This window comes from Niastella populi, from assembly GCF_002078015.1.
Classification (GTDB): domain Bacteria; phylum Bacteroidota; class Bacteroidia; order Chitinophagales; family Chitinophagaceae; genus Niastella; species Niastella populi.
In genome coordinates this window covers 292,361-306,400 of the sequence record NZ_LWBP01000210.1, presented here as the reverse complement: position 1 = coordinate 306,400, position 14,040 = coordinate 292,361, and the positions used below count along the sequence as shown (strand labels likewise).

At 48.7% G+C, this 14,040-nt stretch carries 6 protein-coding genes; 3 read left to right on the top strand and 3 right to left on the bottom strand.

Features of this window, described 5'->3' with window-relative positions:
* Positions 1-91 precede the first annotated feature (91 nt).
* The 3 genes from A4R26_RS26675 to A4R26_RS26665 all read left to right on the top strand — a co-directional run bounded on the left by A4R26_RS26675 (position 92) and on the right by A4R26_RS26665 (position 8,858).
* Positions 92-3,760, top strand: coding sequence for a DUF7948 domain-containing protein (locus A4R26_RS26675; RefSeq protein WP_081169570.1), 3,669 nt, complete (start codon positions 92-94; stop codon positions 3,758-3,760).
* 283 nt (positions 3,761-4,043) lie between these two features.
* On the top strand, positions 4,044-5,144 hold the full coding sequence (locus A4R26_RS26670; RefSeq protein WP_081169569.1) for a PorP/SprF family type IX secretion system membrane protein: 1,101 nt from the start codon (positions 4,044-4,046) through the stop codon (positions 5,142-5,144).
* 69 nt (positions 5,145-5,213) lie between these two features.
* The gene (locus A4R26_RS26665) at positions 5,214-8,858 is read left to right on the top strand and encodes a DUF7948 domain-containing protein (RefSeq protein WP_242675028.1); all 3,645 of its coding nucleotides are present in this window, start codon (positions 5,214-5,216) and stop codon (positions 8,856-8,858) included.
* A gap of 252 nt (positions 8,859-9,110) precedes the next feature.
* On the opposite strand, the gene A4R26_RS26660 is transcribed toward A4R26_RS26665, so the two are convergent.
* The 3 genes from A4R26_RS26660 to mgrA form a co-directional block, all read right to left on the bottom strand.
* The gene (locus tag A4R26_RS26660; protein WP_081169650.1) at positions 9,111-10,007 is read right to left on the bottom strand and encodes an aldo/keto reductase; all 897 of its coding nucleotides are present in this window, start codon (positions 10,005-10,007) and stop codon (positions 9,111-9,113) included.
* 82 nt (positions 10,008-10,089) lie between these two features.
* On the bottom strand, positions 10,090-12,417 hold the full coding sequence (locus A4R26_RS26655; RefSeq protein ID WP_081169568.1) for a glycoside hydrolase family 2 TIM barrel-domain containing protein: 2,328 nt from the start codon (positions 12,415-12,417) through the stop codon (positions 10,090-10,092).
* 375 nt (positions 12,418-12,792) lie between these two features.
* Positions 12,793-13,788, bottom strand: a complete 996-nt coding sequence (gene mgrA / locus A4R26_RS26650) for an L-glyceraldehyde 3-phosphate reductase (protein WP_081169567.1) — start codon at positions 13,786-13,788, stop codon at positions 12,793-12,795.
* Positions 13,789-14,040 lie beyond the last annotated feature (252 nt).

Here is a 14,040-nt window from a genome sequence, read left to right as displayed (position 1 = left end):
CAAGAGCTTAATATGTGATTAATATTATCCGGGCAGGTAAGAACAGAATAGAATAAACGTTATATTATAATAAATTGAAAACCGATAGGAATTGGGCAAAATCAGTTCGATAGCACTTCTTCTTACCATCATAGCCCTTGATACGCTTGCGCAAGGGGGGCCATCTACATTTGAATTCACTGAAAATAAAGGCCAGTGGGAAAGTAAGATCAAATACAAAGGCGAATTGCCGGCGGGTGATTTCTATTTGCACCCCAATGGCTTTACAGTCGTTCAACACAATACCGGCGACCTGGAACGGTTCTTTCACCGTACCCATGGTGAAGTATCGGGCACGGCAAGCGTAAAATCAAATGCCCGTACCGATGACCCCAGCTACGGTCATTCCGGAAAACCGGGCGGCGGTGGCAACCCACCTTCCTCTCCGTGGACTGTACGCTCGCATGCCTACCAGGTGCATTTCGTTGGCGCAGCAGCCAACCCGCAGATCATGCCCGATAAACCGCTGTCAACCTACAGCAATTATTTCATCGGGAACGATCCTTCCAAATGGAGCAGCAATGTAAAAACCTACACGGCCGTCCTGTACAGGAACATCTATCCCAATATCGATATTCGTTATTTCTCTGAGAACGGTCATTTAAAATACGACCTCATCGTTAACCCCGGCGGCGATGTGAACAATATCGTTATGCGCTACGAAGGCGCCGATAAGTTATCAATAAAGAATAAAGAGCTTATCATAAAAACGTCGGTTGGCGAAGTAAAGGAGCTGTATCCCTACTCGTACCAGTTCGATCAGGTAAAAGGCAAACAGGAAACTACCTGCGCCTATGAACTGGTTGATAAAAATACCGTGCGCTTTAAAGTAGGCAACTACTCAAAGACCAGCACGCTGATCATTGACCCGGTGCTCATTTTTTCATCGTTTACCGGTAGCAAGGCCGGCCAATACGGCTTTACCGCCACCCCGGGCCCCGATGGTTCGCTGTTCTCGGGCGGTATCGTATTCGGCAGCGGTTTCCCGGTTTCGCCGGGCGCTTACCAAACCAGTTACCAGGGCGGCTCTGCCAATGGCGGGGTGGATATAGGTATTTTCAAATTCAGTCCCGATGGTTCACAGCGTATGTACGCAACCTACCTCGGGGCCGAAGGGAACGATTACCCGCATAGCCTTATCAGTGACGGGCAGGGCAACCTGGTGGTGATGGGCAGAACCTATAGCTCGCGTTATCCGGGCTCGCTATTTGGCCCCGGCGGCGGCGCCGATATTGCCGTTACCAAACTGAATGCATCGGGAACCGGCATTATTGGTTCAATGCGCATTGGCGGCAGCGGTGCTGATGGTGTTAACGTAAGCGACCTGCAGGAAGGCGGCTCCATCAATCTGTCTTCTACCCTGCGCTTTTATGGCGATGACAGCCGCAGCGAAGTATCGCTCGACAATGGTGGAAATATTGTAATAGCAGCCCAAACACGTTCAAATGATTTCAGAACGACCGGCGGCGTTTTTCAACCGGGAGCAGGCGGCGGTCAGGACGGTGTGGTGTTAAAGATAGACCCGACCTGTAATAACGTTGTCTGGAGCAGTTACCTCGGCGGTTCAGGCGACGATGGTGCGTTTGTGATGGCAGTAAACCCGGCTTCCAACGATCTGTTTGTAGGCGGCGCCACAGCCAGCGGCAATTTTCCCGGCAACAAAAGCGGAGTGTACCAGGGCACCAACCAGGGCGGCACTACAGATGGTTTCGTAGCGCAGATCGCCAATGACGGCTCAACCATCATCCGCAGCTCGTATATGGGTACCGGTGGGTTCGACGCCGTGTATGGCATCAAGTTCGATAAGCTGGCCATTCCCTACATAATGGGTATCACCGAAGGCACCTGGCCAATTATCAATGCCGCGTATAACGGTGGCAATTCAAGACAATTCATTTCAAAACTGCAACCCGACCTGTCGGGTTTCATATATTCAACCACATTTGGTAATGGCGCTGCGCGTCCCAATATTTCGCCGGTGGCCTTCCTGGTTGACCGTTGCGAGAACGTTTATATTTCGGGCTGGGGCGGCTGGATCTCGGCCAATGGCCGCGACCCGTTCAATATGTCGGGCGTAGCCGGTATGCCCACCACGCCCGATGCGTTGAAGACCGTAACCGATAACCACGATTTTTATTTCATTGTTATAAAGAAGGACGCTGCCTCCCTGTTGTACGGCAGCTTTTTTGGCCAAAGCGGCGGCGAAGGCGAACACGTTGACGGAGGCACCAGCCGTTTCGATGCACAGGGCGTAATATACCAGGCCATTTGCGCCAACTGCTTCGGCAGTTCGGTAGGCAATATTTCAGTGCCCTACCCCATTACGCCGGGTGTATGGGGGCCGGTGAATGGAACAGGAACTTCCAACTGTAACCTGGGGGCCGCCAAGATCGCCTTCAACTTTGCCGGCGTGGCTGCCGGACCGCAATCGTTTTTCAACGGCGTGGTAGATACGCTGGGTTGTGTGCCCTTTACCGTTGTACTAAAAGACACTGTTCTCAACGCCAAAAGTTATGAGTGGTCGTTCAACGATGGTTCGCCCGATGAAACAACCACCAATACAGAAATATCGCACACCTTCAACGCGGTGGGCGACTACCGGGTACGATTGATTGCCATTGACCCCACTACCTGCAACGTCAGGGATACCGGTTATGTAACCGTTCATGTGCGTAGCGATAAGGCAGACCTGGCATTCCTTTCGACTAAGCTACCACCCTGCCAGTCGCTGTTATATGAATTCACCAATACCACTTCCTTCCCGGCCACCAAACCTTTTAAGCCCGGCAGCTTTACCTGGGATTTTGGCGACGGCACCCGCATAACACCGGCGCCGTTAACCTACCAGCACTCCTATGCTGCGGCAGGCACCTACCAGACAAAACTTATTCTGAACGATACGGCGTATTGTAATTCACCCGATTCGGTTGTAAGGGAACTGCGCGTATCGCCGCTGGTTGATGCGCGGTTCGAAACCCCGGCTTCGGGTTGTGCGCCTTATACCGCCATTTTCAATAATACCTCACTGGCCGGGCAACAGTTCTATTGGGATTTCGGCGATGGCGCCACCTCTACAGACGTGAACCCGGTGCATGTATACAATAACCTTGGCAGGTTTACGGTAAAACTGGTGGCCGTTGACAGCAGCACCTGTAATATTATCGATTCAACAAGTATGGAAATCGCCGTGAACCCGCTGCCGACCGCCGACTTTACGTTTGCGCCGGTTCCGCCCCAAACCAATAAGCCAACCATTTTCACCAATTTATCGACCGGTGGAGCAAGGTATGAGTGGCAGTTTGGCGATGGCGAGTCAGTGGTTAAGACAACCATGGATACCACCGCGCATCAATACAATGCAACGGGAACCTACAATGCCTGCCTCATTACGTTCAATGAATTTGAATGCAGCGATACTACCTGCAGAACTGTGGAAGCCATTGTTGATCCGTTGCTCGACGTACCCAATGCGTTTACACCTGGCCGCTTCGGCAGGAACGCATTCATTAGCGTGATGGGTTTTGGAATTGCAAAAATGACCTGGCGCATTTATAACCGCTGGGGACAACTGGTATTTGAAACCAATAACAGAAAAATTGGCTGGGACGGCACCTACAAAGGCACGCCACAACCAATGGATGTATATGCCTATACACTCGATGTGGAATTTTCCGATGGAAGAAAACTAAGAAAGACGGGGGATATTACTTTAATACGCTAAAGGCGGAAGGCGAAATGCGGAAGGCTAATGACCGAACCGGCGTACGGCCTTACTTCGTTGAGACGCCTGAAAGTGCAGCAGGAGAAGCAAGAACGCTTAACGCGGAACGCGGAAAGTGATAAAACGCCCAGGGCAGGAAGCTCAATACCCGGATAGAAAACTGAACAGCCGGGAACCAGCGTTCAGCATTAAGCGTTTAGCGCTAAGCTGTAAAATAATATGTTAAAGCTCAATGAAAGCTTTCATATGATATAACAAATTGTACTTTTAGAACAGGTGGTTTATGAAAAAAATTAAAGCTAACAAAACAGTGCGGCCCCCTGTGACCCGGGAAATAGTAAACCGTTTACTGAAAACAGTGGTGGCGATGTTGTCGTGTGTCGTATGTGTTTCTCAGGCAACGGCGCAGGATATGCATTTTTCCCAATGGTTTAATTCCCCGCTCACAACCAATCCCGCCAACACGGGTTTTATACCCGATGCCGATTACCGCTTAGGCGTTAACTATCGCAATCAATGGTCGTCGATCATGAGCGTTCCATACAAAACAATGAGTATATGGGGCGATGCCCAGGTGTTCAGGGACCGGATCGAAAGCGGCTGGTTGGGGTTAGGCGGCGTTATACTTCGTGATGTTGCCGGTTCGGGCAGTCTTACTTCAACCAAAATATATGGTTCGGCAGCTTACCATCAAATGCTGGGCGTAGCGCATTTATTATCGCTCGGGTTCAATGTAGGCTGGGCCAACAAACGCATCAACACAACCGCGCTAAAGTTCCCTGATCAGTTCGATGGCAAGTTCTTCGACAGCAACCTGCCTACCAGCGTAGCGCTCGATGCGCCCAACGTAAGTTATTTCGATATGCAGGTAGGTTTGAATTATGCGTACTTTCCTACCGACAGGTTATATCTCAATGGCGGTATTTCTGCCTGGCACATAAACAGGCCCCGCGAATCGTTCTTTACCACCCCTGATTCATTAAGTGGGTACGATAGCCGTATTGCGCCCCGGTACAATGCTTTTGTGAACGCCAGCTTCAAGCTGAACGAACAGGTTATTTTGAATCCCATGGCCTATTACAGCACCACCGCAAAAACAAGCGAGCTGGTATTGGGCGGAAATGTTCAATACAATTTATCGGGCGATGGCGAATACCAACTGATCGGTGGTTTATATTATCGCGGCGGCGACTCGTTCATTCCCATGGTGGGTTTTGAATGGAAGGCCATCAAGCTCATGTTCACCTATGATGCTACCACGTCATCCCTGAAACAGTACAATCAATCACGTGGCGCGTTTGAATTTGCTTTATTTAGACACGGGTTCTATAACGAGTATAATGGCGACAGAAGGCAGTCAATGTGTCCTACGTTCAAATATTAATGCTTACGGGAGAGCCGTAATCCTTATCATTGCAACCTGGCCTATTATTACACTTTGAAAACACGAATCTTGGTTAAGAATTGTCTGATAGCTATAACCCTGTGCATAACAGGCGTTATACGATCGGTTGCGCAGGCACCTTCCTCTTTTGAGTTCATCGAGAATAAAGGACAATGGGATAAACAGGTTCAATTCAGGGGCGATTTGCCCACAGGGAATTTCTATCTGCAAAAGAACGGGTTTACCATTGTGCAGCACAACGCCACCGACCTCGGTGAAGCGCATGACAACCATCAGTTACCCATAGCAACAGACAGCAGGGCGCGTATTGCCAGGAACACACAATCCGTTGATAGTGCCGGTCACTCCACCATCACCATACGCTCCCACGCCTACAGGGTACAGTTCATAGGCGGAGCTGCCAATCCGCAAATTGTTCCCGATAAAGTATTACCGGGTTACAGCAATTATATCAAAGGCAACGATCCTTCCCAATGGATCAGCCATGTTAAAAGCTGCCAGGCGGTCATTTACAAAAACGTTTACCCCCATATAGATGTACGGTACTATTCAGAGAGCGGCCGGCTGAAATACGATATCATCGTAAACCCCGGCGGCAATGTGAACGATATCGTAATGCAATACGACGGGGCCAATAAACTATCGGTAAAGAACAGTGAACTGGTAATAAAAACCAGTGTGGGCGATGTGCGGGAGTTATACCCGTACACGTACCAGTTCGACAATATACACGGCAGAAAGGAAACCTCCTGCGCTTATAAAATTGAAGGAAAGAACAGGGTGCGATTCAAAACAGGCGATTATACAAAGACCAGCACATTGGTGATAGACCCAACGATCATTTTTTCATCCTTTACCGGCAGCACCACCGATGAATGGGGCTTTACAGCCACACCGGGCCCTGATGGCTCCCTGTTCTCAGGCGGTATTGCATTCGGGGCGGGCTTTCCGGCTTCCCCCGGCGCATATAAAACTACCTGGACGCGCGGCGGGCAACGCGGTTTGGATATCAGCATTTTTAAGTTCAGCGCAGCGGGTAACAGACGGGAATATGCTACTTACCTCGGCGGCGGCGCCGATGATTTTCCGCATAGTCTTTACTGCGATCCCCAGGGCAACCTGGTAATCCTGGGAAGAACCTATTCAGGCGACTACCCCGGTACGCTTATAGGCCAGGGCGGCGGCTGCGACATGGTGGTTACCAAACTGAATGCCCAGGGCAGCGCCATTATAGGTTCTTTACGCATCGGCGGCCCGGGCAACGACGGGTTGAATATAGAGGACCAGATGGAAAGCGGCGATCACATAATGAATTCCCTGCTCAGGAACTATGGCGATGATTCGCACAGCGAAGTGATCCTCGACAACAACGGGTTTATTTATGTGGCCGGCCAATCGCAATCGAATTTCCCCATGATAGGGAACGGTTTTCAGCAAACACGCAGCGGCAACCAGGATGGCGTGGTGCTGAAAATAAACCCCGATTGCAATACGGTTATCTGGAGTTCCTTCCTTGGCGGCACAGGCGACGATGCCGCCTTTGTACTGGCATTACGGCCAGCAACGAACGAAATTTATGTAGCCGGCGGCACTTCCAGCAGTGACCTGCCCGGAACGGTACCTGGCCTCAATAATGGTGTAATAAGCAGTGGGCTGGCAGGTTTTATAGATGGATATGTTTCCATTATTTCAAACGACGGCACTACCCTGCAGCGCACCATTTATATGGGCACCCAGCAGGCCGATCTCATATACGGCATTCAGTTCGACCGCAACAGTTTTCCCTATGTTATGGGCGTAACGCGCGGGTCGTGGCCCGTTATAAACGCCGCTTACAGCAATGCGGGTGCAAAACAGTTCATCACAAAATTACGGCCCGATCTTACCTCCATAGAATACTCAACGGTATTCGGCAGCGGCAATAAACCCAATATATCGCCGGTGGCCTTCCTCGTTGACCGTTGCGAGAACGTATACATCTCCGGCTGGGGCGGCTGGTATGCGCCGGCTTCAACACAGGCCGATCCCTACGACCTCGGCGGCACCCGGGGTATGCCCGTTACACCCGATGCATTGAAAGCGGTGACCGATAACCGGGATTTCTATTTTATTGTACTGGAAAGAAATGCCGCTTCATTAAAGTATGGCACTTTCTTTGGCCAGGATGGCGGCCTGGGTGAACACGTAGATGGCGGTACCAGCCGGTTCGACCAGCAGGGCGCTATTTACCAGGCCATATGCGCCAACTGCTATGGCAATATTCCCGATCTGCCTATTACCAGGCCCTACCCTACTACCAGTGGTGTATGGTCGCCTACAAATGGAGCAGGTCAAAATGGCTGTAACCTCGGCGCCGTTAAAATACTGTTCAACTTCTCCGGTGTAGGCGCAGGGCCAAAAGCTTATTTCAACGGCATGTTCGATACGTTGGGTTGTGTGCCGTTCACAGTGGTATTGAAAGATACCATTCTCGACGCCAAAAGTTATGAATGGAACTTTGACGATGGCACCCCCGAACAATATACCACCACCTACGATATTACCCATACGTTTAACAGCACGGGCAGCTTTCGCATACGCCTGATCGCTGTTGACTCTGCTAGCTGTAACATTCGCGATACCGCTTTTCTGACTATCCATGTACGCGACGACCCGGCTAACCTGGCATATACCATAACCAAACTACCGCCCTGTCACTCGCTACAATATGAATTTGTAAATACCAGCACCTTCCCGCCGGGTAAACCCTTCAAGCCTGAAAGCTTTACCTGGGATTTTGGCGATGGCACCCGCATAACACCGGGCGGTCAAACGGTACATCATTCATATACGTCGGCAGGCACCTATATTCCAAAACTTATTCTGCACGACACGGCCTATTGTAATTCGCCCGACTCCATATCAAAAGAACTGCGCGTATCGCCGCTGGTCGATGCGCGGTTCGAAACGCCATCGTTGGGATGTTTGCCGCATTACGCTGTATTCAACAATACCTCGCTGGCCGGCCAAACATTTCACTGGGATTTTGGCGATGGCACTACCTCAAACGAAGTAAACCCCACGCATACCTATACCCGGTTAGGCAAATGGACCGTAAAACTGGTTGTCATTGATTCAAACACGTGCAATATCATTGATTCAGCAAGCATGGACATTACGGTATATCCGAAGCCTGTAGCCGATTTTTCGTTTTCACCGGTAACGCCTGAGGTAAATAAACCAACCATCTTCACCAATTTATCAACCGGTGCTGTAAACTATCACTGGCATTTTGGCGATGATGACGTAGTGATCAAAAACACGGTCGATACCGTAAGCCATCAGTATAATGCTACCGGTACCTTCCAGGCCTGCCTGGTTGCGTATACAGGGCAGGGTTGTTCCGATACTATTTGTAAACCGGTGCAGGCGTTGATCAACCCGTTGCTCGATGTGCCCAATGCCTTTACGCCCGGGCGTTTTGGAAGAAACAGCAGGATTATGGTTACCGGTTTTGGCATTGCCAAAATGAACTGGAAGATCTACAACCGCTGGGGCAGGCTGGTGTTCGGTACACAGGACCGCCGCGCCAGCTGGGATGGTACCTTCAACGGGCAATTGCAACCGATGGATGTATATGCGTATACCCTCGATGTGGAGTATTCTGACGGGAAAAAGGTGCGGAAAACGGGAGATATTACGTTGATAAGATAAATGTGAAAAACAGAAGAATATCGTATCCCGACGAAGCTCTGCGTGTCGGGATGCCGACCGAAGCGCCGGCATGTTCAATGTAGGATGTTGAAGTGGAATACAGGGAGCAAGTTGATGGAGTTGATAAAGGTGATAAAGTTGATGGAGGTTGGGCCACATGTTTTACGTTCAGCTTTGGCCTGTATTCGCTTGCAGCTTGCAGCTGTATTTGTATTCGCTTTCGGCTTTCAGCTGTATTCATTATCACATTAACTACCTGTGCTGTTCATACTTATTTGCTACAACGGCTTCCTTCAACACCGCCAGTTCCTTTTCATCAATGACCGGCGTTTTTAACGCAGCCACCGCTTCTTCAAGTTGCTCAATGGTCCTTATCCCTGCCACAACAGCGGAAATTGCCGGATGCTGCAATACATAACGTAAGGCCGTTTGGGCCGCATTGCGCTTTTCATCAGCTGCTTTATGTACTGCAGCGGCTGCCAGCTCCACTTCCCCGGGCGAATAATTAAGATATGCTTTAGGCGGTTTATTTATGAGCAATCCCTGCGCAACAGCGCCCCGGGCCAAAACACCTATATTGTTTTCCTGCAATAATTGTAAACAGGTTTCCTCAGGCCGCCTGTCGAGCAGGCTGTATTGCATCATAACGCTTACGATGTTTGAGCGCCTGATATATTCCCTTATTACGTTGGGGCGGATAGATGAAATACCATAATGCCTGATCTTGCCCTGCTGTTTCAGCAGTTCAAACGCTTCTATGGTTTCATCGATGGGATCGTCAATGGTACCGCCATGCAACTGGTACAGGTCGATGCAATCAACCTGCAGGCGTTGCAGACTGCCTTCCACCTGTTCAAGAATATATTCCTTACGCGGGTTCCAGTCCCATCCGCTGCCATCGGCACGCCATTGATTGCCCACTTTGGAAGCTATATATACGTTACTGCGAAAAGGCTTCAATGCTTTGCCTACGGCGATCTCGTTCATGCCTTTGGCATACAGGTCGGCGGTATCGAAGAAATTGATGCCAAGATGAACGGCACGGTGCAGTACTTTTTCACTACCGGCATACGTATCGCCGAGCGACATACAACCGAACCCTATGCGGCTGATCTGCAGATCGGATCTTCCCAGTTGTGCATATTCCATGGCATAAAGGTACAATAGCTACAAACAAAAACCCCGCTCCAGGTTTAGCCGGAACGGGGTCAAATATTTAGCAGAACTTATATTACCATCTGAAATCGAGATAGATCGTGCCGCCTAACTGTTCGTTAGCGCTCTTCAGGCTTTTGTTAGCCACAGTTTCGGCCGGTTTGGTGCCCAAACCACTGATCTGGTGCATGAACCCGATATTACCATTATCAGGGAACGGCGCTGCGCTGAACTCATTCAGCAGGGTACCCTGTTTCACGGGGCTGAACATTTGCAGGAATATGTTCGGCCGATCGGTATAGAAAGTGAAGTTCCCCATGTTTGTCTGGAACTGCACCCAGTATAAATCGGCATGCCATCCTTTGTATTCGGCATTACCTTTATTTGATTTCTCCCACACACCTAACTGCTGGCCTTTAACCCGGTTCTTCCAAACCTGGTAGGGGCCGCGGCCAAACCACTTCATGCCGGTGATCTTATCTTCGGGATATTTGAAGGTGATACCAACAAATTCGCCGGGAGATTTCATCGAGTACGTGTAATCCATACGAGGCAGTTCACCGGTGTGGAAGGTCCACTTAACATTCAATGTGCTCTCGCCTTTATATATTACCTCAACAATGTGGGTGTTGTCTTTTACCAGGTGTTTGAAATCGGCCAGGGCGTAGTTCGACAAACCAGCCAGGAACGGTCCGTTGAATGGCAGGTCGCGTTTACCTACATATACCTTGGTCATGTTACCATTCTTCTTATCGAAGATATAGTTGATACCATCGCACACCAGCGACAGGAAGTCTTTTTCCTCTGTACGCATGATGGTTGAGATAGAAGCGACTTCAGGACTGGTTTTTACCACGTCATCAGGCTTCATGATGGGGAACGTCCAGGTATATACTTCTTTATCCTTGTTGTCAAGCACATTCAAAACGAGGGCGCTGGCATGAATAAAAGGCTGCGTAAAGGTGAACTTCAACTGGCCTTTTTCACCAGGGCCTGTATAAGGCGATTCAGTTTTTCCTTCTTCTATCACCAGCGGCTCCAGGGTTTTCTGGGTTGCCTTGGGGAACAGTACCAGTTTCCAGCTGAACTTAAGCCTGGTAAGGTTGGTATACAGGAACTTGTTCTCAACATTTAATACGCCATTGAATGAAGGGCTGAGTGAACTGATATCAAAAGCAAGGGGGGCCCATATTTCTTTAATAGCGTAGTAGCTGGCCCATTTGTCTTTCGATTTGATATCGTACCCGCTGGCAGATTCAATACCATTCTCATCGCGGTAAGATGCGAGGAAGGTACCGGAGAACTTAGACGATTTGCTGGCTTCTGTCCAGAACTCATCTAACCCGGCCGCGCGACCGCCAGAGAAGATACCATTACCAATTTCTACAGGTATATATGCTTCAGTGCCGTAGATGATAGAATTGGCAACTGAATTGAAATCTGATTTTTTGTTATCACCTTTTATAACCGGGTGAATAACATAACGGTTCTGTACATCGTATGCAGCGAACTCTTTATCGAGCTCTTTGTTGCCGGCATGCTCGGGACCGGTTGACCAACATACTACCGAAGGATGGTTCAAACCGCTGAATACGATCTCCTTTACCATTTCTTTTGGTTTGCCGCCGGAGGCGAGCTCACTGATCACAAACAAACCGATAGAATCGCACAGGTCGAAATAGTGAGGATCTACGGGGTAGTAAGACAACCGAACGGCGTTCATGTTCAGGTCCTTCATGGTATTGATATCAGCCAGGTATGCTTCTTCAGATGATCTTGCATTGCCCAGCTCGGCGCTCTTACGGTTCATCCCTTTAAAGATGACCTTAATGCCGTTTACATAAATACCATCAGGCTTCGACTCAACCGAACGGAAACCGAATTTTTTAGTAAAAGTGTATAATACTTGTTGTGATGCGTCTTTTAATGTTAATACGATCTGATACAGGTGCGGGTTTTCAGGATTCCATGTTCTGATCATGGAAAACTGTTTTTTGATGTCAGCCTTTTCAGCAGCCGTCACATGAGAAGGTTCGCCCAGCGGTTTGCCGTTGGGGTCTAATACCTGGAACTCGATGGTTTGACCTGGCTTAATATTATCACTGAACACCTGCATGGAGAAATCGCCTGATGCCTTGGCATCGATGGATACCCGTTCTATATAAGAATCGAATACCCTGTTGTGGGCGGCGGTGTTGCGTGAGGCAAGTTCCTTTTGTTCCAGCAGTCCTGGCAGGGGTAACTTGGCTCTAATGTCATTGGCACGGTCGTTGGAACTATACAGGCCACGCAAAGAGGAATGCTCTCTCTCTGTTCCTAAATGCTGGTTGGGTGCAGTTCCCTGTGCAAACGCCTGGGTTAATATCCCATGCGCGATCAACAATTGCAGGATAGTCTTTTTCATTTCAGGTGTATGGATAAGTAGCTACTAAATAAGATATCAGACCTAACCGTATAAAAACTACCGACCAGATCTATATAACCTGCCAACAGGTAAGAATACCAAAGCGGTTATTCTTCTCTGCGGTTTTTGGTGGCGGGGTTATACCTGTTCCCTATAGTTGTAACATGTTTTGCGAAGCATTTCATTGAACAGAATGGTACGTTTCAATTCAATTAAAGCCGCTCACACATTGCATTACAGGAAAAACCTATAGGTAGTTTCTACGAACGGTGCAATATAATACTAAATTTTGTTTTGTCTAAGCGTTTTAAAGCCTTTCAATCCTGTTATATTTTACATTCCCGTTTTAGCAAACTGTTTTGCAAACACATGATCCTAACCCTTCAATATCAATTCAATTTCATTTAGCTCTTCAGATGAGAATAACCTGTTATCAAGACAGGCCAGGTTATTATCCAACTGATTTACCGAGCTTACACCGATCAATACGGTCGTTATCCGTTTATCTTTCAGCAACCAGCTGAGCGCCATTTGCGCCAGCGACTGGTTACGCCGTGTGGCGATCTCATTCAACCGCTTTATTTTCTCCATCCTCTCCGGTGTTATATCGTTCTTCTTTAAAAAACCATGTTCCTTCGATGCTCTTGAATCGGCAGGTATTCCTTTTATATACCTGTCGGTTAACATACCCTGCGCTAACGGCGAGAAGGGAATACATCCTACACCATATTCTTCCAGCACATCGAGCAATCCGTTCTCTACCCATCTTTCAAACATCGAATACTTCGGCTGATGTATGAGGCAGGGTGTTCCCGCTTTCTTCAGCATCTCCAGCGCTTCCTTTGCTTCGGTTGCCTGGTAATTCGAAATGCCAACATACAATGCCTTTCCGCTCTTTACAATATCATGCAGCGCCATCATCGTTTCTTCGAGCGGTGTTTCAGGATCGGGCCGGTGCGAGTAAAAGATGTCGACATAATTCAATCGCATCCTTTTCAAACTCTGATCGAGGCTCGACATCAGGTATTTTCTCGACCCCCAATTACCGTAAGGCCCCGGCCACATTAAATAACCTGCTTTTGTTGAGATGATCAGTTCATCGCGCAGGTTACCCGAAAAATCCTTCTTCAACATAGCGCCGAAATTCTCTTCGGCCGAACCGGGCGGAGGCCCGTAGTTATTTGCCAGATCAAAATGCGTGATGCCTTTATCGAAGGCATGCCTGATGATCCGGCGGGCGTTCTTAAAATCGTCTACCCCACCGAAATTATGCCACAACCCAAGCGATAATGCAGGCAAGAGTATACCGCTTTTGCCGCAACGATTGTACGTCATGGAATCATAACGGGTTGAAGACGGGGTATATGCCATCTTAAGTTATTGATTAATGGAATTCGAAAATAGTTGAAAGCACATCAAACCTGAAGCCACGGAGCATTGAGTATCGTTACACATAATCTATGTTATTCAATGCGTAATATATATAACGCGTCATATTGGTATTTAAGTACGTATAGATAAGAATAATACTTAGTTCCCTGGGTTTGACGGTATACGGCCCTGCTAACTCTTCCCTGTTCAATCTATACATATGTTAAACGCTACAGTGCTTATTTAATTATG